Source organism: Novosphingobium aquae, assembly GCF_037572715.1.
Taxonomy (GTDB): Bacteria; Pseudomonadota; Alphaproteobacteria; order Sphingomonadales; family Sphingomonadaceae; genus Novosphingobium; species Novosphingobium aquae.
On the sequence record NZ_JBBHJY010000008.1, the window covers coordinates 51,876 to 73,004 of the forward strand.

Sequence of the window (21,129 nt, forward strand, 5' to 3'; positions counted from 1 at the left end):
AAATCAGGGGGATCATTCAAGCCTGGCGCTGCATCAGCCACCTTTTTCGACATCTCGGCCATAGACGTCGGGCTGGAAAGCAACCCGTCCTTTCTCGGGCCGCGCCGTCAGATAAGTGATGTAGATCGGCACCATTACTGGCAGTTCGACCCGCGTTTCCGGTTTGCGCGAGCGGGGTAGCGGCTTGCCGATCAGCCACTTGCCGAACGCCTGTGCATCTTCCAGCCGCACGCAACCGTTGCTGAACTGGCGCGCCGGCTTGGCGAGCAAAGCGCGCTCCGGCGTGTCATGGAGGTAGATGCCCTGGGCGTTCGGGAACATGAACTTGACCGAGCCCATGAAATTGCCCGCGCCGGGCAACTGACGGGCGCGCAAGGTAGTCTCTCCCGAGGCCACGGCCTCCCAGTCGACCTCGGTCGGATCGATTACTTCGGCGTCGTCGTCCCAGCCAGAAAGGACCTCATATCGCGCCGCCGCGAGATAGCCGGGGCCCTTAGCAAGAACCTTGTCGGTGATCCGGCTGGGCATCAGGTTGTCCGGCAGGTTCCAATACGGATTGACGATGGCATACCGAAGGAAGCCCGCCATCTCGGGCGTCTGTGTCTTTTGCGTGCCGACCACGACCTTCATCGAGCCGGCAATCGTATGACCCTCGAACATCCACAGCCGGGCGCTGGCTGCGTCGACCAGTACCCATTTTCCGCTGGGAATCGGCGGCAGGGCGCGTAGCCGGGCCAGGTTGATCTCTGCACTCTCGGCCCGCGTTCCCACCAGCCTGCCCGAGACCACGGCGGCCCGAAGCGGCGCATAGAATGGCGTCATCCAGCCCATGTCGCGGACATAGGCATCGATTGAAGGTGCTCCGGCCACCGCGCCGAGGGCAGCGGCGGCAGTTGGTACCGCCGGGCCAAGCGCCTGCGTCTCGTATATCATGTCGCTGCGCGGGGCCTCGCGGATTTCCTGGACATAGCGCGAAAAGCCGGACGACAGGGCAAGTTCCGCCTTGGCGCGGTCATTCACCGATCCGCCGACTGCCTTGTTAAAAGCCTTGGCAATGTTGTCCGGCTTGAACTTGCGGGGATCGACGCCGTCAACTTCCGCATCACGCATCACGCCGAGCAGGCGCAGAGCGGCCGGCGTGGGTCGTCCCAGTCCATCGAGCCACAGCGCCCGGTTGCCGCGTGCCGCATAGAACCCGCGCAAGTCCTTTGGCACACGCTCGCCAATCTCACGTTCGAGTGAGTCTTCCCACGCGGCGGCCGGTGCAGCAGCGAGTAGCGGTGCCGAAAGGGGCACCGCCAGCAGGAACACGCCAAATGCGAGCAGCCAAGGCTGCCTGTGCTTATCCGGCATCTCGCCTCGCCGTCCCGTAGAGATCAGCCGCGCTCACCCGCGCGGTAACCGCCCGGCTGAACCGCTGGAGCACCCGGATAATAGCGCCCGTCGCGCATATAGCCGTCAACGCAGCCGTCGTTGTTCGAATCGGCCCAGATCGCGCCAGCAAGCCCGCCAACTACGGCACCGATTGCTGCACCTTCAAGCAGCGAGAGATCGGTCACTGCGCCAACGCCAAGGCCGGCGGCGCCGCCAACGGCAGCGCCCGTTGCTGCGCTTCCGCCCACCGAGCGGCAGCGGCGCGGTTCCGAATAGGCCATGTCCGACGAGGGCGCGCCGGAATAGTATTGTCCGTTGCGGGTGTAACCATCGGCACGGCCATCACCGTCGCGGTCGGCCCAGACGGCACCGGCAATGCCGCCAACCGCCGCGCCGATTGCCGCGCCGGTCAGCAGATCGCCCCCGGCAATGGCGGAAACTCCGGTTCCGGCCGCCGCGCCAATCGCAGCGCCCGTGCCGACCGTCGCCAGCGTACGGTCATCGGACATCGAATTGCACGCCGCCAGCGGCATGGTCATCGTGGTGAGGAGAATGAGCATCTTTTTGGTCATGAGCGACTCCTTTGCATTACGCCGCGCATCGCAAGAGAGCCGGCGCCCTACCCGGGATCATGGGTCCCGCGAGGAATGAAATGCGCCGAAGCGGGCGGGGTTGCCGCCCGGTTTCCCGATCGTCGCAACTGTGGAGCGTTTCATCGAATGGCGGTGAGAGTCTTCTGCCGCCGGCGCTGCACCGATGATCCGAGCCCGATTGCCTCGCGGTACTTGGCCACGGTGCGGCGGGCGAGGTCGAAGCCCTTTCCCTTGAGCAAGTCGACCAGCGTGTCGTCGGACAGGATCGCCTTCGGGTCTTCGGCGTCGATCAGCTGGCGGATCGCCGCCTTTACCGCTTCGGCGGAAGCGCCGCCCTCGCCATCGACCGCACCGACGCCCGAGGTGAAGAAGTACTTCAGCTCAAAGGTGCCTCGCGGGCACATCAGGTATTTGTTCGAGGTCACGCGGCTTACGGTCGATTCGTGCATTTCGATCGTCTCGGCAATCGCGCGGAGGGTCAGCGGTTTGAGCTGCGAAACACCTTGCCTGAAGAAGCCGTCCTGCTGCTTGACGATCTCGCTCGCCACCTTGAGGATCGTCTTCTGCCGCTGGTCGAGCGCCTTCACCAGCCAGTTGGCATCGGCCAGCTTTTCAGACAGCCAGCCGCGTGCATCCTTGCCGTCGCAAGCCCCTTTCATTTCGACATAGTAGCTGCGGTTGACGATCAGGCGCGGCAGGGTGTCCTGGTTGATCGCCACGTCCCAGCCGCCATCGGCGCGCGGGGTGACGAGCACGTCGGGCGTCACCGGCTCACCCCCGCCCGAGGCAAAGCGCAGCCCGGGTTTGGGGTCGTAGGAGCGCAGTTCCGACATCATGTCGGCGAAATCCTCGTCATCGACGCCGCACATGCGCTTCAGCCGCGCCAGTTCGCCGCGCGCCAGCAGATCGAGATTGTCGAGCAGCCGCGCCATGCAGGGATCGTAGCGGTCAACCTCGCGGGCCTGCAGCGCGAGGCATTCGCCCAGATTGCGAGCGCCGACACCGGTGGGATCGAGCGACTGAACCAGCACCAGCGCCGATTCCGCAGCCGCCAGCGCTATACCCAGGTCGTCAGCAATCTCGCGCAAGGGGCTGGAGAGGTAACCGGCATCGTCGATCCGGTCGACCAGAGCGCGGGCAATCAGGCGTTCGCGCGGGGTGGCGCAGGACAGGCCGATCTGCCGGTCGAGGTGTTCGGCGAGCGTTGGTCCACCTTCGCCGCGCTCATCGATGCCAGGCAGGTCCTCGCCGCCATAGCTGGAGACGGCGGCGCCCCAGTCCCCGGTGTCGCGGTCAATGTCGAGCGTGGCGGTATCGATGTCGAGCGGCTTGTCCTCGCTGCCGCGTGCCTCGCCGATTAGCTGGTCGACTGGTGAGCTTTCGAGGCTGGTGCGGCGAGCTTCATCGATCGGTTCGGCAGGGGCATCGGCGGGCGCAGGGGCGCCGATTTCCAGCAGCGGATTGGCCTCAAGCGCCTCGCCGATGAAGGTCTCGACCTCAAGGTTCGACAGCGCCAGCAGCTTGATCGCCTGCTGCAACTGCGGCGTCATCACCAGCGACTGGCTTTGCCGTAAATCGAGACGCGGCCCCAGTGCCATGGATCAATCCGCCGATCGGTTGCCTGTCACAACGTGAAGTCGCTGCCGAGATAAAGCAGCTTCACGTTCTCGTCATTGACCATGCCTTCGGGCGTGCCAGCGAACAGCACCTGCCCGCCATAGATCACGCAGGTCTTGTCAACGATGTCGAGCGTTTCGCGGACGTTGTGATCGGTGATCAGCACGCCAATGCCGCGCGTTTTCAGGTCCTTCACCAGATCGCGGATGTCGCTGATCGACAGCGGATCGATGCCGGCGAAAGGTTCGTCGAGCAGCATGATCGAGGGCTTGGCCGCCAGCGCGCGGGCAATTTCGCAGCGGCGGCGTTCGCCGCCCGACAGCGCCATGGCCGCGCTCGAGCGCAAGCGGGCCAGGCCGAATTCGTCGAGTAGGCGCTCCAGTTCCTCGGCCCGGGTGGCAGCATCAGGCTCGCTCAGTTCGAGCACGGCGGCGATGTTCTGCTCCACCGTCAGCCCGCGGAATATCGAGGTTTCCTGCGGCAGGTAGCCAAGGCCGAGAATCGCGCGGCGGTACATCGGCAGGGTGGTGACATCGATGCCGTCCATCAGGATGCGGCCCGAATCCGGCTTCACCAGCCCCATGATCGAATAGAAGCACGTGGTCTTGCCCGCGCCATTGGGGCCGAGCAGGCCGAGCACTTCGCCCTTGGCGACCGACAGCGAAATGTCGGACAGGACGGCGCGCTTGTCATAGCTTTTGGCGATCGAGATCACCTCGAGCCCGTTGCCGGAGCCGGTTTCGCCTGTGGTCGGTGATGTAGTCTGTGTCTGGGTCATTGTTCCCCGGTTTAGGCAGCGTAATCGCGCACTTCAAGCCGCGATCCGACTAAGATGGAGCAAACTGGCAGGATTCCTGCATGGTCCACGGAAAATATGCTGGTTAACGGCGCTTGATCATCTGTTCAAACTTTGGTCTACTGGCTCCAATAAGGGCAGAGGAAAGGACCGGCCGAATGGTCGAAGTCACCCGGCGGGTACGCATAGCTACGGAGCGAGTGCTGGACTGGCGCAAGAGCATGAGCGACAATATCGCTTATGCCTTGCTGGTTTACACCGGCCTGCAGATCTTCGTGACCCTTGGCGCGCTCAAGGGGCAGAAGAGCTCGATCATCCCCTATTTCGCGCTGGTGATTCTCGTCGTCGCGATCATCCCGGCCTGCCGCCGCTTCGAACGCCGCTGGAACCGCCTGACCAATGAGCAGGCCGCCGATCCCTCCTATGGCCCCGCCTATCGCCGTGACCGCCTGTGGCTGTGGGCGCTGGCCATCGGCTTGCCCTTCGCGCTGACCGCGCTTTTCATGGGGCTGACCCGCTTCGTCACCGGCTGATACTTCGCAGACGCTGCGATTGCCCAAGCCGTGATTGATCGTAGGCCCATGCCCGGCTAAGCCGCGCCCATGCTTTCCGTTACCGCAGCGCAGGAACGCGCCTCCGCCCTGATCGACCGCGCCCGCAAGGCCGGCGCCGATGCCGCCGATGCCGTCTATGTCGGCGATGGCTCGACAAGCATTTCAGTGCGGCTGGGCAAGCTCGAGGATGTCGAGCGCAGCGAAAACGAACACATCGGCCTGCGGGTTTTCGTCGGCAAGGGCTCGGCCTCGATCGGATCGAGCGACCTTGCCGATGCCGCGCTCGATGAACTCGCCGCCCGCGCCGTCGCCATGGCCCGCGCCGCGCCGGACGATCAATATGCCGGTCTCGCACCCGAAGACCGGCTGGCCCGCGCGGTCCCTGAAAACCTCGATCTTGTCGATGACGGCGAGCCCGATCCCGTTACCCTGCGCGCCATGGCGCTGGCCGCCGAAGATGCGGCGCGCGCCGTTGCCGGCGTGACCAACAGCGAAGGCGGCGGCGCAAGCAGCGGGCGCGGGGTCTTTGCGCTGACCACCAGCCACGGTTTTTCCGGCGGTTACGAGACGACAAGCCACGGCCTGTCCGCCAGCGTCATCGCCGGCGAAGGTGCCGACATGCAACGCGACTATGCCTGGCGCTCGGCGCGGCACCTTTCGGACCTGCTTTCGCCCGAAGAGATCGGCACGCTGGCCGGGGAGCGCGCCGTTACGCGGCTGAACCCCGGCAAGCTTGGCAGCGGATCGATGCCGGTGGTGTTCGATCCGCGCGTCAGCGGCACGCTGATCGGCCACCTGCTCGGCGCGATTGCCGGCAGCTCGATCGCGCGGCGCTCCAGCTTCCTGCTTGGCAAGGAAGACGAGCAATTGTTCGATCCCGTGATCTCGATCCACGACGATCCGCTTCGCCCCCGTGCGCTGCGTTCGCGGCCCTTTGACGGCGAAGGCCTGCCCACCGCACCGCGCGCGCTGGTTGAGGGCGGGCGGCTGACCGGCTGGCTGATGGACAGCGCCTCGGCCCGGCAGCTTGGCAAGGAGCCCACCGGCCACGCCTCGCGCGGGGCCAGCGGCGCGCCGGGTGTTTCGGCGAGCAATGTCCACATGGCGGCGGGGACGCTCTCGCCCGCCGAGCTGATCGCCGACATTCGCGAAGGTGTTCTGGTGACCGAGCTGATCGGGCAGGGCGTCAATCCGGTCACCGGCGATTACAGCCGGGGCGCGTCGGGATATCGCATCGTGAATGGCGAGATCGCCGGACCGGTCGCGGAATTCACCGTGGCGGGCAACCTCATCGCCATGTTCGCGTCGCTGGTCCCGGCGAACGATCTCGAGATGTACCGCGCGGTCAATGCACCGACGCTCCGCATTGACGGGATGATGATCGCCGGGGACTGATTCGCCAAAAGGTGACACCAAGCCCCGCAGAAATCCTTGTCGGGTGGACACACCGGACACAGTACTGAAGGAAATGTCCGGCGCGCCTTTCGCGCGCGGGGAAGCGGCGGGAAAAGGCAAGGCGGCAGGCATCGGCGCAGGCTAACAAGCCAGGCCGGGGTACGAAAGCGACGAAGGCCTTGTCGGGCAATTGCGATTCGCTGGCTCAGCGCGCAGCTTTGCGATCATGGACTCGGCCGAAGCCCAGCTCGAAACCTTCATGGCCCGTTACCTGCCCGGAGTGGCCGGAACGGGCCGTGCTGCGATCAAGCGTATGCGTGCACGGCTGCCGGGCTGCAATGCGCTGGTCTATGACAATTACAACGCGCTGGCGGTAAGCTTTTCCCCCGACGGCACCACCCGGTCAGGCATTGTCTCGATCGCGCTTTATCCGCGCTGGGTGAGCCTGTTTTTCCTGCACGGTGCGCGGCTGGAAGATCCCGATCACTTGCTCAAAGGCGATGGACCGGCGGTGCGCCACATCGTGCTGGGCAGCGCTGATGACCTTGACCTGCCGTCAGTGCGTGACTTGATCGACCGGGCGCTTGACGCAGCGGACGTGAAACATGATCCAGCGCGCAAAGGCGCGCTGGTGATCAAGGCTATTTCTGAAGTGCAGCGCCCCCGCCGGCCGGCGAAGGGCTAAGGCACGATCAGTCCTTTGGCGCGGCGTCGTGGCGCGCGATGGCTTCCACAATCAGGCGGCGCGCCTCTTCGGCATCGCCCCACTTGCCGACGCGGACCCACTTCTCGGCCTCAAGGTCCTTGTAGTGGGTGAAGAAGTGCTCGATCTGCTGCAGCACGATCGAAGGCAGGTCCTTCTGCTCGCCGATGTCGGAATAGTACGGGAAGGTCGAATCGACCGGAACGCAGATCAGCTTTTCATCGCCGCCATGCTCGTCCTCAAGGTGGAGCACGCCAATCGGGCGGGCCCGGACAACGCAGCCCGGGACGAAGGGGGAGCGCGCCACGACGAGCGCATCGATCGGATCGCCATCGTCAGACAGGGTGTGCGGCACGAAGCCGTAGTTCGCCGGATAGCGCATCGGCGTGTGCAGGATGCGGTCGACGAACAGCGCGCCTGACTTCTTGTCGAATTCGTACTTCACCGGTTCGCCGCCGACAGGCACTTCGATGATGACGTTGAGGCTTTCGGGCGGATTATCGCCGACGGGGATGAGATCGATGTTCATAGCCCGCGCCTCTAGGGCGATCCGTGCTGCACTGCAACACGGTTTGCGTTGAAAAACTCGCGAAATTCGGATCAGCCGAGCGCGTTGATCACGAAGGCGATGACGCCGATGTTGAAGACGAAGGCGGCAAGGCTGTGGACCAGCATGATCCGCCGAACCCCCGGCGCGCGCGCGGCAACGTCGGACGTCTGGAAGGTCATGCCCAGCGTGAAGGCGAAATAGGCGAAATCCCAATAACCGGGCGTCTTTGTGCCGGGAAAGTCGATCCCGGCGGCGTCCTTGCCGGTGTCCTTGTCCGACAGGTAGAAGGCATGGGCATAGTGCAGCGCATAAACCGAATTGGCGAACAGCCAGATCAGCGCGAGCGTACCGACCAGCTTGGTCATGGCCCATGGCTCGCCGTTCTTGGCCGGCCCAAGTTCGCCAGTGATCGCCGCCATCACCGCCAGCCCTACGAGCGTGGAGAGGACCAGCACCATCACCCGGTTGGCGTCGTTTTCCTCCGCATGGCGGCGCATCACGGCGGCGCTGCTGCTTTTCAGCAGCGGGATCAGCGACAGTAGAAACAGCAGCGCGGCAAGGTCGAAGCCCATCACCACGCTGTCTTGCCACGTCGGATCCGGGGCCAGCCAGTGCCAACCAAGCCCGCTCAGCACAAGAAGCACCAGAAAACCGATGAAGCGCGGCGGCGCGATGCGGTTTCCGAGCGTTCTCACCAGAGGCTTACTTCTTCTTCGCCGGAACAGCTTTCGGCATCGGGCGCAGCGGCATCATCAACTGATCAAGCCGCGCTGTCCCTTCGGGCACCGTGCGTTCAAGCCACGGCCAGCGCAGGCCGCCCTTCCAGTCGACACTGATCGTCTGGAAACGACTGCCGCGCTGGACCAGCAGGTCGATCGGCGTGCCATTTTTCGCCGCCTTGATCGCCGCCTTCATCCCGTCAGCGTCATAGGCATTGCCGCCCACCGCGACGATTTTCGAGCCGCTGACGATCCCGGCGTTGAAGGCCGGGCTGTCCCACCGGGTAGAGGTGACCTTGCCGTCCTTGTCGATGACAATGCCCAGCGAATGGGTGAGGCTGAGGTTCTTCGCCTCGGTCATCAGGCCCTTGTCATAGGGGTTTGGCTCGTCCTTCCAGACAAGCTTGTATCCGCCCTTTTCGATACCGCCCAAGGGCGCTGGCTGGCCCGGCTGGTTGATCCGGGTGTCGAAGAATGTCTTCCAGTCGTAAGGATGGACCGCGTTCAGCCGGGTGATGATCTCGTCGACCTCGAAGGGCAGCTGCCCCCAGTCGCCGTCGCGCATACCGAAGAAGGACCGCGCGAAATCGTCGATCGACTTGCGCCCGTCGGTGCCGGCGCGGATGATCTGGTCCGCTTCCAGCCAGACCAGCGCGCCTTCGCGGTAATAGTCCTCGCCGCGCGCCAGGCTGGCAAACGGCTTGGGCTTGCGCGCGCCGAATACCGGATCGAGCCCGGTATCCTCGACCGAACGCCATTCGCGGCCCGGATAGTCGGTATAGCCGCCCGCCCAGTTGGCCAGCATGCCAAGGATTACCGCCTTGCCCTGCAGGCCCGACCGCGCGGCGAGCACGGTGCCCCAGAATTGGTCCTGCCCTTCATAGGCCCACAGCAGGTCGCCTTGCATCGGCTGGCGATAATCGGGCGTCCACAGCCGCGCCGGACGGCGGAACTTGCCCGACCACGAATGGCTGTATTCGTGCGGCAGCAGGTTGCGGTCGTGCTCGTTCTTGTCCCACTCGGTGAAGGCATTGGGCTCAAGCTGGTTTTCGGACGAGCGGTGATGCTCCAGCCCGATGCTGCCCATGCGGTCGGTCAGCGCCAGCAGCATTTCGTAGTGGTTGAAATGGTTCGCGCCAAAGGCCAACCGCGCCTCGGTGACCAGGTTGCGATGCAGCGCAATCTGTTCGGGCTTCGCCGCGATCTGCTCGGGCTTGTCGGCAACGACGTGGAGCGTGACCTTCTGGCCTAGGTCATAGGATTTGTAATACTTGCCCGCGAATATCGGCGAATCGACCAGCGTTTCGTAGTCGGTTTCCGCCCATGTCACGCGGTTGCCCGCTGCGCTCATGCTGTCAAGCGCGGTGGCGACGGACCAGCCGGCGGGGAAGGTGACGCTGGGCTTCACGCGGATCTGGCGCACGTAATGCCCAGCGGGATAGAGGCTCATCTTCTCCCACTGCAGGTTGAGCATTTCCTGCGTCACGGTGATGCGGCCCTCGCTGGCCTGCAGCGGGCTGGTGTGGATGAACTTGGCGGTCACGGCGCTCGCGCCGGCGGGAATGTCGACATGGAATGCAAAGACCTCGACCGGATCGCGCTTCCATTTCAGAGGGGTAGAGCCGGCAAAGAACTTGACGTCGACCAACTCTGCCAGCGGCCCGCGCGTGCCGTGGGTGCCGGGCAGCCACTGCGGGAACAGCAGGGTGAGGCGCGTGGTGCCCGGCGCAACCGGGATCGTCTGCGTCACGCGATAGGCGGCGCGCACAGTATCGCTCGCGTCGATGTCGAGCAGCATGGTCCCACCGGGATAGGGCACATCGCGGGCATCTGGCACGCTCGGGCTGATCGGCACGGCCACCGGCGCGGACCTTTGCATGGTCTGCGCGGCAAGGGGGGAGGCAAGAACGGTGGAGAGCAGCAGGGCTGTAAGCGGGGCGATAGCGAAGGTTGGTTTCATGCGGAACTGTTTGCCGTGCGGCCCCGCTTCCACGCAAGCACAAAAAAGTATAAGCGCCCGCCGATGAGCACCAAGACCCCGCAAGCCATCCGCGGCACCCAGGACATTTTCGGCGCCGAGGCCGAGGCTTTCGCCCATGTCGTCGAAACCTTCGAGCGCGTGCGCAAGCTCTACCGGTTCCGCCGGGTGGAGATGCCGGTCTTCGAAAAGACCGAGGTGTTCAGCCGCTCGATCGGCGAGACGACCGATGTCGTGTCCAAGGAAATGTACAGTTTTGAGGATCGCGGCGGGGATTCGCTCACCCTGCGGCCGGAATTCACCGCCGGCATTGCCCGGGCCTTCCTGACCAACGGTTGGCAGCAGCACGCGCCGCTGAAGGTCGCCACGCACGGGCCGCTGTTCCGTTATGAGCGCCCGCAGAAGGGCCGCTACCGCCAGTTCCACCAGATCGACGCCGAGATCATCGGTGCAGGGGAACCACAAGCAGACGTCGAACTGCTGGTCATGGCCGATCAGCTACTGAAAGAACTGGGCATTTCCGATGGCGTGACGCTGATGCTCAACACTCTCGGCGACGGCGAAAGTCGCGAGGCATGGCGCGCGGCGCTGGTCGAGTACTTCCGCGCGGTGAAAGATCAACTGAGCGAGGATTCGCAGGAGCGGCTCGAAAAGAACCCGCTGCGCATCCTCGATTCCAAGGACCCGCGCGACAAGGCCTTCGTCGGCGATGCGCCGAAGATCGATGATTTCCTTTCCACCGAGGCACAGGATTTCTTCGGCAAGGTGACCAGCGGGCTGGACGCGGCTGGCGTGGAATGGACCCGCGCGCCGTCACTGGTGCGCGGACTCGATTACTATCGCCACACCGCGTTTGAATTCGTTACCGACCGGCTGGGTGCGCAAGGCACTGTGCTGGGCGGCGGGCGCTATGACGGCCTGATGGAAAGCCTCGGCGGCGCGCCGACGCCCGCGGTCGGCTGGGCGGCGGGGATCGAGCGGCTGGCGATGCTGGTCGCCGATGCGGGTACGGCGCAGGCCGCTCGCTTCGATGCGGCGATCATTCCGATGGACGAGGCCGGCCTGCCACTGGCCAACCGTGCCGCGCGCCTGCTGCGCGACCAGTGGAACAGCGTCGAGATCTTCGCCACGGGCAAGTTCAAGAAGCGGCTCAGCCGCGCCAACGAAGGTGGGGCCCTGCTGGCGATCATCATCGGTGAGGACGAACTGGCAAGCGGTGATGTGACAGTGAAGGACCTGCACGGCGGCGAACAGGTGCGCGTGTCGCTCGACGGCCTCGCCGATGCCATGTCGCAGGCGCAAAATGCGCAGTGGTTGCGGGATTCCGGCATTCCCACGGACGACGCATAAAAGCGATGTCCGTAACCGACGCCCGCCTTCGCCAGATCGCTGCCCGCTTCTCTGAACTGGAAGCGCGGCTGGCTTCTGGCACGCTGGAGGGCAAGGACTTCATCGCCGCCAGCCGCGACTATGCCGAGCTTGAGCCGGTCGCCAAGGCCGCCGCCGAAGTCGCATCAATGCGCGGTGAACTCGAATCCCTCGCCCAGTTGGACGATCCCGAAATGCGCGAACTGGCAGAGGAGGAACTCGCCCGGATCAAGGCAGAGCTGCCCGATGCCGAACACAACCTTTCGGTCGCCATGCTACCGCGTGATTCGGCGGACAGCCGCCCGGCCATGCTCGAAATCCGCGGCGGCACCGGCGGCGACGAGGCCGCGCTGTTCGCTGCCGACCTGTTCCGCATGTACGAACGCTATGCCGCCGAACAGGGCTGGAGGGTCGAGGTCGTCTCGGCCAACGTGAGCGACATCGGCGGCTATAAGGAAGTCGTGGCGAACATTACCGGCAATGGCGTGTTCGCCAAACTGAAGTTCGAATCTGGCGTCCACCGCGTGCAGCGCGTGCCGGTGACCGAAAGCGGCGGGCGCATCCACACCTCTGCCGCGACGGTCGCGGTCCTGCCCGAACCCGACGAAGTCGACGTGACGATCGAGGACAAGGACCTCAAGATCGACGTTTACCGCGCATCTGGCGCCGGTGGTCAGCACGTCAACACTACTGATTCGGCCGTGCGCATCACCCACTTGCCGACCGGCGTGGTCGTCACCTGCCAGGACGGGCGCAGCCAGCACAAGAACAAGGAAAAGGCGATGCAGGTCCTGCGCGCCCGCCTGTTCGAAGCACAGCGCGATGCCGCGCAGGGCGAAGAGGCCGAGGCGCGCAAGGCGATGGTCGGCTCAGGCGACCGCTCGGAACGCATCCGCACCTACAATTTCCCGCAAGGCCGCGTCACCGATCACCGCATCAACCTGACGCTGCACCGCTTGCCCGAAATCCTCGAAGGACCGGGGCTGGGCGAACTGATCGACGCATTGATCGCCGAGGATCAGGCCGCTCGGCTTGCGGCGTTGGGGGAATAATTGAGCGTCGGGCTCGCCATCCGCGAGGCAGCCGAGGCGCTTGATGGCAAGTCGGACACTGCCCGGCTCGACGCCGAACTGCTGATGGCGCACTTGCTGGGCGTCTCGCGTTCAGACCTGCTGATGCGCCACATGCTCGACGAGGTCAGCGAGGGCTATGCCCGGCTGATCGTGCGCCGGATGCGCGGTGAGCCGGTGGCCTATATCATCGGGACACAGGACTTCTTCGGCCACACCCTGCGGGTTACGCCCGATGTGCTGATCCCGCGCGGGGACAGCGAGGCGCTGGTCGTCGCGGCGCTGGCGGCCCGCCCGGCCGCCCGCCGCGTGCTCGATTGCGGCACCGGATCGGGCGCCCTGCTGCTTGCCGTGCTTGCGGACCTGCCGGGGGCGGAAGGCGTGGGCATCGACAGTTCGCCCGGAGCACTGGCCGTGGCACAAGGCAATGCTGATGCGCTGGGATCGGCCGGCCGCGTGACCATGACGCTTGCCGACTGGCACCAGCCGGGCTGGGCGGCTGAATTGGGCCAGTTCGACCTGATCTTGGCCAACCCGCCCTACGTTGAGGAAACGGCGGAACTGGACGCATCGGTGCGCGATTATGAGCCTGCCAGTGCGCTGTTTTCCGGTCCTGAAGGGCTCGACGATTACCGCGTTTTGGTGCCGCAATTGCCCGGACTTCTCGTGCCCGGAGGGGCCGCTCTGGTCGAGATCGGCCACCAACAGGCCGAGCCCGTCAGCGCCATTGCGCAGGCCGCCGGGCTCTCCGTCACGCTGCACCGCGATCTGGCCGGGCGACCGCGCGTGCTGGAAATGGTGCATTGCGAGACGATTTCACTTGGCAAGGCGGGCGCGCAGGCCTAGACCCGGTGCAGGTCAGCGGTCAGATGGAAACAGGTTTCCGTCCCGCAGGCCCAAACTCCAGCATTTGCAAAGGCAAGGCAATAAGGCCTCGCACAGGGCAGATGTCGGGACACCACGCCTGTCGGAGGGGCACGTGGTGCAACCAATGCGATTCCCTGCCGGGCATAGACACGGCGGGAACCGGTGAAGGAACTCACCCTTGAACAATACTCGTGGGAACAACAATAACCGCCGGCGCGGCCGCGGCAATCGCCCGAACAACGGTGGCGGTGGTGGCGGTGGCCAGCAGCTCAACCGGATTGACAGCCGGGCGCGCGGCAATGCGCCGCAGATGCTGGAAAAGTATCGCAAGCTGGCGTCGGATGCCCACCTTAACGGCGACCGGGTGCAGGCGGAATACTTCCTGCAATTCGCCGACCACTATTTCCGCGTGATCGCTGACCAGCGGGTCCGTCAGGAAGAACAGCGCGCGCCCCGCCAGGAACGCTGGCAGGAAGGTGGCGAGGAAAATACCGAGGATACGGGCGATTACGCTCCGGTCAGCGATTTCCCGGCCTTCGATCAGCCGGTCTACAACCGCCGTGAAGATCGCCCCCGTGAGGAGCGTGCTCCCCGCGAAGATCGCCCCCGCGAAGAGCGTGCTCCTCGTGAGGAACGCGCCTCGCGTGAAGATCGCCCGCAGCGTGAAGATCGTCCCCAGCGGGCAGAGCGTGCTCCCCGTCAGGATCGACCCCGCGAAGACCGCGAGCCGCGTGTCGCTGCGCAGGAAACCGCTCCCGAAACTGACGATCAGGCAACTGCTGCCGGCACTTCGGACGAACAGGCCGGCCAGGTTTACGAGCCGGCGGAAAACCCCTTCGTGCGCGAAAATCGCGGAACGCGTGGCCTTCGCCCGCGCCGTGACGATCGTCGTCCCCGTCGTGACAGTGAAGGGGGCCGTGATGATGCTGACGGCGACGCCCCCTCGGGCCTCGACGCGTCGATCCTGCCCCCGGCGATCAATCTCTCGCGCGATGAACCTGCACAGGAAGCCCCTGCTGCCGAGGAAGCTCCGGCCCCGCGCAAGCGCGCTCCCCGCAAGCCCAAGGCGGAAGCCGCCGAGGAAGCTGCCGAATAATTGCAAGTGACGTCCGGCTCCTGCGCATAGCGGGGGCCGGTACCTTGCCTCAGGCCAGCAAGCCCGCCACAAGCGGCGACCATGGCTGCGCTGACCCGTATCGCTGAACGTCTGCTTGCCCGCCCGCTGCTGCTCGCTCCCGCGATCGGTGCACTAGCGGCGCTGGGCTTTGAACCGCTTCACCTCTGGCCGCTGACGCTGCTGGGCATTGCCTGGCTGACCGTGGCCATGGCGACAGCCGCAAGTCGCAAGCGTGCCTTCCTTACCGGCTGGCTCTGGGCGCTCGGGCATTTCTGCACCGGCAATTTCTGGATCGCGACTTCGTTCACCTATCAGGCGGAAATGCCGGCGTGGCTGGGCTTCGTCGGGGTCTTCTTCGTGTCAGTCTACATCGCGGTCTATCCCGCGCTGGCGACACTGGCCGCCTGGCACGTGCGGCGCCGGCCGCTGGCGCTGGTGCTCGCCTTTGCCGGGGCATGGATCGTCACCGAATGGCTCCGCAGCTGGGTGTTCACCGGTTTCGCGTGGAATCCGCTGGGCGCGGCGCTGCTCGGTCCGTTCGATGGACAAGGCCTCGCCCCGCTGACGCGCGGGATCGGCACCTATGGCCTGTCAGGCGTACTCGTGCTGATCGCCGGCCTGCTGCTCGCCATCGGGCGTGGCCGGCGCGGAATGTTCGCTGCTTTGGTGTTGGTCGCGGTGCTGGTGCCGATGGGGCTCACCGGGCTGATTCCTGCGCCGCAGGGCAAGGTCGCCTATACCCTCGTCCAGCCGAATATCGCCCAGCAGGATATCGACAATCCCGCGACCTATGAGGACCAGTTCCAGCGTCTTGCGCGCAATACGCTGCCACGGACGCGCGGCGAACAGCGGTTGGTGCTGTGGCCGGAAAGCGGCCTGCCGGATTACCTGCGCGAAGGCTATCCGCGGTATTACTACGAAGACACGACCTATGCTGCCGATCCGGTGCTCGCGCGGCGGCGGATCGGCGCGGTGATCGGGCCGGGGGCGTTGCTGCTGACTGGCGCGGTGGATCTCGAAATGCAGGGCGATGACGTGCTCGGTGCACGCAATACGGTAACCGCGCTCGGGCCTGACGGCGCTTTGCGCGGCTCCTATGCCAAAGCGCACCTCGTGCCTTATGGCGAATATCTGCCGATGCGCCGCCTGCTCCAACCGCTGGGCCTGTCGCGGCTGGTGGCGGGCAGTCTTGACTTCCTGCCCGGACCGGGGCCGCGCTCGCTGGACTTCGGGCCCTATGGCAAGGCGGGCTTCCAGATCTGCTACGAGATCGTCTTTTCCGGCCAGGTTGTCGACCGCGCCAACCGCCCCGACTATATTTTCAATCCCTCGAACGACGGCTGGTTCGGTGCCTGGGGCCCCCCGCAGCATCTGGCGCAGGCGCGTCTGCGCGCCATCGAGGAAGGGCTGCCGGTCCTGCGCTCGACGACCAGCGGGATATCCGCGGTGATCGACGCGGACGGGATCGTCCGCGCACAGATCCCGCGCTTCGTCTCTGCGCGGCTCGACGGCAGGATCCCGCCCGCCCATGCGCCGACGCTGTTCGCGCGTTTCGGCAATATGCTCCCGCTTGGGCTCGCGACAATTCTTCTTGGCCTGTCCCTGCTTGTCTTGCGCCGCGCGCGCCGCTAGGGAGAGGGTCATATAACGATATCTTTATATCAGGATCGACCATGCGCTCATCGTACTTGTTCACTTCCGAATCCGTCTCCGAAGGCCATCCCGACAAGGTTTCCGACCAGATCAGCGATTCGATCGTCGATCTGTTCCTCTCGAAGGACCCCGAAGCGCGCATCGCCTGCGAAACGCTGACCACGACTCAGCTGGTCGTCCTCGCCGGCGAAATCCGCTGCAAGGGCGTTTACGAGAATGGCGAATGGGCTGCCGGTGCCAAGGAAGAAATCGAAGCCACGGTGCGCAAGACCGTGCGTGAGATCGGCTATGAACAGGACGGCTTCCACTGGGAAAAGTTCGAATTCATCAACCGCCTTCACGGCCAGTCGGAACACATCGCGCAGGGCGTCGATGCTGGCTCCAACAAGGATGAAGGCGCGGGCGACCAGGGCATCATGTTCGGTTACGCGACCGACGAAACGCCCGATCTGATGCCGGCCACGCTCTATTACAGCCACAAGATCCTGCAGCGCATGGCAGATGATCGCCATTCTGGCGCAGCGCCGTTCCTTGAACCTGACGCCAAGAGCCAGGTCACGCTGCGCTATGAAGGCAGCCTGCCGGTCGCCGCGACTGCCGTGGTCGTATCGACCCAGCACGCCGCCGGCTACGATCAGGGCGACAACGAAGCGGAGCTTCACGCCTATGTTAAGCGCGTGATCGCCGATGTGATCCCGCCGGTGCTACTGCGTGAGACCGAATACTTCATCAACCCGACCGGCTCATTCGAAATCGGCGGACCTGACGGCGATGCCGGCCTGACCGGCCGCAAGATCATCGTCGATACGTACGGCGGCGCGGCTCCGCACGGCGGCGGTGCATTTTCGGGCAAGGACCCCACGAAGGTCGACCGTTCGGCCGCCTACATCACCCGCTACCTCGCCAAGAACATCGTTGCTGCCGGCCTTGCCACGCGCTGCACGATCCAGCTGGCCTATGCCATCGGCGTGTCAAAGCCGCTATCGCTCTATGTCGACACGCACGACACCGGTACTGCCGGCGACGACCGGATCGAAGCCGCGATCATGGGCATCGAAAAGCTCGGCGGCCTGACCCCGCGCGCCATCCGCACGCACCTTGGGCTCAACAAGCCGATCTACCGCAAGACGGCCGCCTATGGCCACTTCGGCCAGAAGGCCGAGGGCGACCTTTTCCCGTGGGAACGCACCGATCTGATCGAGGACCTGAAGGCGGCGCTGGGCTGAACCCGGCCGGCCTGGTCGTCGACTGAAGGAGAGTGGGAATGGATTACAGCCAGACCCACTATCTTCTTGCTCTCGCCATGATGATTGGCGCGGCGCTTTATTCAAGCGTCGGCCACGGCGGTGCCTCGGCCTATATCGCACTCATGGCGCTGTTTGGCGTACCGGCCGCGACGATGCGGCCGACGGCGCTGGTGCTCAACCTGATCGTCGCCGGGCTCGGCTCGGTCCGCTTCGCCCGCGCGGGACTGCTGCGCTGGCGGACGCTCTGGCCGTTCCTGCTGGGGTCGCTGCCCTTCGCCTTCATCGGCGGCGCGCTCAAGATTCCGGGCGAATATTACCGTCCGCTGCTGGGCGCGGTGCTGCTCTATTCGGGGCTGCGCCTGCTCTGGCCAAAACCGATCGCGGCGCAGGCGGAATGGCACGATCCGCCCGTCTGGCTGGCGATTTTGTGCGGCGCAGGTATCGGGCTGCTGTCGGGCATTACCGGCACCGGCGGCGGTATCTTCCTCTCGCCATTGCTGCTGTTCATGGCATGGTCGCTGCCCAAGCCCGCCAGCGCCGCTGCCGCCCTGTTCATCCTGTTCAACTCCGCATCGGGCCTGCTCGGCAACCTCAGCCAAGTAAAGGCGCTGCCGGCGGAATTGCCGCTCTATGCCGGCGCCGTACTGCTGGGCGCAATTGCCGGAACGACACTGGGCATCCGCCTGTCGATCCCGTGGGTGGTGCGCGCGTTGGGTGCGGTCTTGCTGGTGGCCAGCGCGAAGCTTTTCGGCGTTTACTGAGCGCACGAAAAAGGGGGCATTGCTTCCCCCTTTATTCGAGTTCTGCCTGTCAGTTCAGGCGTCGCCCGTCCGCGCCTCACGCGCCGCAACTTCATTGCTCGCATCGTGCGGCCAGTGGTCCATCCGGGCCATGCCGGGATCGAGGAAGATCGCCGGGATGTGGCCGAACAGCAGCGCGCGGTGGATCCAGAAGTCGGTCCATTTCTCGATCCAGCGCGGGCCTTCGCGGCCTGTGTGTTCGAGCCATTGGGCATAGGGTTCGAAGTGGTCGGGCTCGTCCTTGTGAACGATGCGGAAGATACGGGCCATGACCGGATCGGCGAGGACGTGGGCGTTTTCGAGCAGGATCTCGACCTGCCGCAGCCCGCGCTGTTCAGTGAGGATGATCACCCGGCACAGCTTCTCGAAATCCTGCTTGCGGGCGATGATGCTGCCGGTATCAAGCTCGTCGATCTCGCAGCCAAAGGCCTTGAGGATGAAGCGGTCGATGTGGCCGACCCGCCGATCGAGCGCGAGAGGCATCTTTCCCTGCCGCTCGAACCAGCGCTTGAACATCATATAATGCTTGTGCTCGTCCGCCCGGTGCTTCTCGATCTGGGCGATGAAATCGTGATCGTCCGGGTGGCAGGCCCGCACGGCCTCGAGCACGCGGTCCAGCGCGGTATAGCCCCGGTGCTCGTTGTAGATGTACACCGAGGCGAGGACGTCGAGATAGCGGTCACGAAAGCTCCAGCTCGATTTGGCGGGGTTGGATTGGCCCATGCCGATCAACCGGCCTTGGCCAGCTCCACCTCGATCGCGCCGACAAGCGAAATGTCCTCCGGCGGGACCGCGGGAGAGAATCGCGCGGCAACATTGCCGTCGCGGCCGATCAGGAATTTCTCGAAATTCCACAGCACTTCGGGGTCTTCGGTGGGGCTAAGGCCATGCCCGCGCAGCTTTTCGCGCCATTCATCGGCATTGCCCTGCTTCATCGGCATTTCGGCGGTAAGCGCGGCATAGAGCGGCTGCTTGGCCGGCCCGGTGACATCGCCCTTGGCGTACATCGGGAAGGAGACGTTGTAGTTCACAGAGCAGAAATCCGCGATTTCCGAATTGGTTCCGGGTTCCTGACCGGCAAAATCATTCGCCGGGAAGCCGAGCACTTCGAAGCCCTGATCCTTGAAGCGCTGATATAGCGCCTCAAGCCCTTCGTACTGCGGGGTCAGGCCGCATTTCGACGCGGTGTTGACCACCAGCAGCACCTTGCCGCGATGATCGCCGAGCGTGTCGTACGAACCGTCGATGCGGGAAAGGGGTATATCCTGAATCTGAGACATGGGCGGCACCTCCTGTGCGCGTTACCGCCTGAAGGTAGTCTTCCGTCCGGGGATGGGCAATGCCCAGCGGCAGCTCAGGAAGAGAATGTCACGCGTGCGCGCGATAATCGGCGGTGATTTCGCCGGCCTCGGCCAGTTCCGCCTCATGGCTCGCCTCGCGCCAGGTCTCGGCCAGCGCCTGGGCTTCCCAATCGCGCATGGCCGGGTGGGCAAGGACTTGGTCGACCCAGGACAGTCCCGCGCCAACATCGAGACCGTAGGTGCGGATGCGGAAAGCGACAGGGGCGAAGAAGGCATCGGCGGCGGTGAACTCCGCGCCTGCCAGCCACGCTCCGCCGAAGCGCGACAGGCCTTCGCTGAAGATCTCGGCGATGCGCGCGACATTGGCGGTGAGGGCGGGTGACATCGGCTTTGGCTTAACCCGCACACCGACATTCATCGTGCAGTCGTTGCGCAGCGCCGAAAAGCCCGTGTGCATTTCCGCGACCACGCCCTGCGCCCATGCCCGCGCATCGGGATCGGCGGGCCAGACGCCTTCGTGCCGGTCCGCCAGATAGAGCGTAATGCCCAGCGAATCGTGCACCCGCCGCTCGCCGTCGATCAGCACCGGGACTTGTCCTGTCGGCGAAAAGCTGCGGAATTCCTCGTAGTTCGACGGCTTTGTGAACGGCTCGATCCGGTCCTCGAACGGCAGGCCGAGCACCTTGAGCAGCACCCATGGCCGCAGCGACCAGCTCGAATAATTGCGGTTCGCGGTGATCAGGGTGTAGCCCAAGGCTGGCTCCTTCAATCGATGTAGTGCGCGGTGGTCTTCTCGCGGACTTCCTGCGGCGTCACGCCTGGGGCGCATTCGATCAGGCGGAAGGGCGATGCATGATCGGGGCGCTGGAACACGGCGAGGTCGGTGACGATCATGTCGACCACGTTGCGCCCCGTTAGCGGCAGGGTGCAGGCCGGGATGAACTTGGCGCTGCCATCCTTGGCGCAGTGCTCCATGACGACGATGATCTTCTTGACCCCGGCGACGAGGTCCATCGCGCCGCCCATGCCCTTGATCATCTTGCCCGGGATCATCCAATTGGCGATGTCGCCGTTCTCGGCCACTTCCATCGCGCCGAGCACGGTGAGGTCGATATGCCCGCCGCGGATCATCGCGAAGCTTTGCGCGCTATCGAAATAGGCCGAGTGCGGCAGTTCGCTGATCGTCTGCTTGCCGGCGTTGATCAGGTCGGCGTCTTCTTCGCCCGCAAGGGGGAAGGGCCCGATGCCGAGCATGCCGTTCTCGCTCTGCAGCGTGACGGTAATGTCCTGCGGCACGTGATTCGCCACCAGCGTCGGGATGCCGATGCCGAGGTTGACGTAATAGCCGTCCTGCAATTCCTGCGCGGCGCGGGCAGCCATCTGGTCGCGGGTCCAGCCCTTGGTCAGGCCGTCGTGAGTGGTCATGT

21 protein-coding genes are annotated in these 21,129 nt (G+C 64.8%); 10 read left to right on the forward strand and 11 right to left on the reverse strand.

What is annotated here, in order from left to right:
- Nucleotides 1-33: 33 nt before the first annotated feature.
- The 4 genes from WG900_RS15050 to lptB all read right to left on the reverse strand — a co-directional run bounded on the left by WG900_RS15050 (nt 34) and on the right by lptB (nt 4,362).
- Nucleotides 34-1,353: a L,D-transpeptidase family protein gene (locus tag WG900_RS15050; protein WP_339968255.1), complete on the reverse strand. Its 1,320-nt coding sequence runs from the start codon at nt 1,351-1,353 to the stop codon at nt 34-36.
- A gap of 23 nt (nt 1,354-1,376) precedes the next feature.
- Nucleotides 1,377-1,946 carry a hypothetical protein gene (locus WG900_RS15055; RefSeq protein ID WP_339968258.1) on the reverse strand — a complete coding sequence of 190 codons (570 nt, stop codon included), beginning with the start codon at nt 1,944-1,946 and terminating at the stop codon, nt 1,377-1,379.
- A 140-nt stretch (nt 1,947-2,086) separates the two neighbouring features.
- Nucleotides 2,087-3,565, reverse strand: a complete 1,479-nt coding sequence (rpoN, locus tag WG900_RS15060) for an RNA polymerase factor sigma-54 (protein WP_339968260.1) — start codon at nt 3,563-3,565, stop codon at nt 2,087-2,089.
- 26 nt (nt 3,566-3,591) lie between these two features.
- Nucleotides 3,592-4,362: an LPS export ABC transporter ATP-binding protein gene (gene lptB, locus WG900_RS15065; protein WP_339968262.1), complete on the reverse strand. Its 771-nt coding sequence runs from the start codon at nt 4,360-4,362 to the stop codon at nt 3,592-3,594.
- Nucleotides 4,363-4,538: 176 nt separating this feature from the next.
- Between lptB and WG900_RS15070 the strand changes: the two genes are divergently transcribed.
- The 3 genes from WG900_RS15070 to WG900_RS15080 all read left to right on the forward strand — a co-directional run bounded on the left by WG900_RS15070 (nt 4,539) and on the right by WG900_RS15080 (nt 7,014).
- Nucleotides 4,539-4,913, forward strand: a complete 375-nt coding sequence (locus tag WG900_RS15070) for a hypothetical protein (protein WP_339968265.1) — start codon at nt 4,539-4,541, stop codon at nt 4,911-4,913.
- Nucleotides 4,914-4,982: 69 nt separating this feature from the next.
- Complete coding sequence (locus WG900_RS15075; RefSeq protein WP_339968267.1) at nt 4,983-6,329, forward strand: TldD/PmbA family protein; 1,347 nt, start codon at nt 4,983-4,985, stop codon at nt 6,327-6,329.
- A 226-nt stretch (nt 6,330-6,555) separates the two neighbouring features.
- Nucleotides 6,556-7,014, forward strand: a complete 459-nt coding sequence (locus WG900_RS15080; RefSeq protein WP_339968269.1) for a DUF1801 domain-containing protein — start codon at nt 6,556-6,558, stop codon at nt 7,012-7,014.
- A 7-nt stretch (nt 7,015-7,021) separates the two neighbouring features.
- Here the strand turns inward: WG900_RS15080 and ppa are convergent, their stop codons facing one another.
- The 3 genes from ppa to WG900_RS15095 all read right to left on the reverse strand — a co-directional run bounded on the left by ppa (nt 7,022) and on the right by WG900_RS15095 (nt 10,261).
- A complete protein-coding gene (ppa, locus tag WG900_RS15085; RefSeq protein WP_310534933.1) occupies nt 7,022-7,561 on the reverse strand; it encodes an inorganic diphosphatase in 540 nt (179 codons plus the stop codon).
- A 71-nt stretch (nt 7,562-7,632) separates the two neighbouring features.
- The gene (locus tag WG900_RS15090; RefSeq protein ID WP_339968272.1) at nt 7,633-8,277 is read right to left on the reverse strand and encodes a DUF1345 domain-containing protein; all 645 of its coding nucleotides are present in this window, start codon (nt 8,275-8,277) and stop codon (nt 7,633-7,635) included.
- 7 nt (nt 8,278-8,284) lie between these two features.
- Complete coding sequence (locus WG900_RS15095) at nt 8,285-10,261, reverse strand: M61 family metallopeptidase (protein WP_339968274.1); 1,977 nt, start codon at nt 10,259-10,261, stop codon at nt 8,285-8,287.
- A 63-nt stretch (nt 10,262-10,324) separates the two neighbouring features.
- Here WG900_RS15095 and hisS point away from each other — a divergent pair, with 63 nt between their 5' ends.
- The 7 genes from hisS to WG900_RS15130 all read left to right on the forward strand — a co-directional run bounded on the left by hisS (nt 10,325) and on the right by WG900_RS15130 (nt 18,362).
- Nucleotides 10,325-11,629, forward strand: a complete 1,305-nt coding sequence (hisS, locus tag WG900_RS15100) for a histidine--tRNA ligase (protein WP_339968275.1) — start codon at nt 10,325-10,327, stop codon at nt 11,627-11,629.
- 5 nt (nt 11,630-11,634) lie between these two features.
- Nucleotides 11,635-12,699 carry a peptide chain release factor 1 gene (gene prfA, locus WG900_RS15105; RefSeq protein WP_339968277.1) on the forward strand — a complete coding sequence of 355 codons (1,065 nt, stop codon included), beginning with the start codon at nt 11,635-11,637 and terminating at the stop codon, nt 12,697-12,699.
- Nucleotides 12,700-13,563 (forward strand): peptide chain release factor N(5)-glutamine methyltransferase, encoded by an 864-nt coding sequence (gene prmC, locus WG900_RS15110; protein ID WP_339968279.1) that lies wholly within the window; start codon nt 12,700-12,702, stop codon nt 13,561-13,563.
- Nucleotides 13,564-13,762: 199 nt separating this feature from the next.
- Nucleotides 13,763-14,680, forward strand: a complete 918-nt coding sequence (locus WG900_RS15115; RefSeq protein WP_339968281.1) for a DUF4167 domain-containing protein — start codon at nt 13,763-13,765, stop codon at nt 14,678-14,680.
- Between the two features lie 81 nt (nt 14,681-14,761).
- The gene (gene lnt / locus WG900_RS15120) at nt 14,762-16,333 is read left to right on the forward strand and encodes an apolipoprotein N-acyltransferase (protein WP_339968284.1); all 1,572 of its coding nucleotides are present in this window, start codon (nt 14,762-14,764) and stop codon (nt 16,331-16,333) included.
- A 41-nt stretch (nt 16,334-16,374) separates the two neighbouring features.
- Nucleotides 16,375-17,580 (forward strand): methionine adenosyltransferase, encoded by a 1,206-nt coding sequence (gene metK / locus WG900_RS15125; RefSeq protein ID WP_339968286.1) that lies wholly within the window; start codon nt 16,375-16,377, stop codon nt 17,578-17,580.
- 38 nt (nt 17,581-17,618) lie between these two features.
- Nucleotides 17,619-18,362 (forward strand): sulfite exporter TauE/SafE family protein, encoded by a 744-nt coding sequence (locus WG900_RS15130; protein WP_339968288.1) that lies wholly within the window; start codon nt 17,619-17,621, stop codon nt 18,360-18,362.
- A gap of 54 nt (nt 18,363-18,416) precedes the next feature.
- On the opposite strand, the gene WG900_RS15135 is transcribed toward WG900_RS15130, so the two are convergent.
- The 4 genes from WG900_RS15135 to WG900_RS15150 form a co-directional block, all read right to left on the reverse strand.
- Nucleotides 18,417-19,124 carry a ferritin-like domain-containing protein gene (locus WG900_RS15135; protein WP_339968291.1) on the reverse strand — a complete coding sequence of 236 codons (708 nt, stop codon included), beginning with the start codon at nt 19,122-19,124 and terminating at the stop codon, nt 18,417-18,419.
- Nucleotides 19,125-19,129: 5 nt separating this feature from the next.
- Complete coding sequence (locus tag WG900_RS15140) at nt 19,130-19,681, reverse strand: glutathione peroxidase (protein ID WP_339968294.1); 552 nt, start codon at nt 19,679-19,681, stop codon at nt 19,130-19,132.
- A gap of 88 nt (nt 19,682-19,769) precedes the next feature.
- A complete protein-coding gene (locus WG900_RS15145; RefSeq protein ID WP_339968296.1) occupies nt 19,770-20,456 on the reverse strand; it encodes a glutathione S-transferase family protein in 687 nt (228 codons plus the stop codon).
- 11 nt (nt 20,457-20,467) lie between these two features.
- Nucleotides 20,468-21,127: a CoA transferase subunit B gene (locus tag WG900_RS15150; protein ID WP_339968298.1), complete on the reverse strand. Its 660-nt coding sequence runs from the start codon at nt 21,125-21,127 to the stop codon at nt 20,468-20,470.
- Between the last annotated feature and the right edge of the window lie 2 nt (nt 21,128-21,129).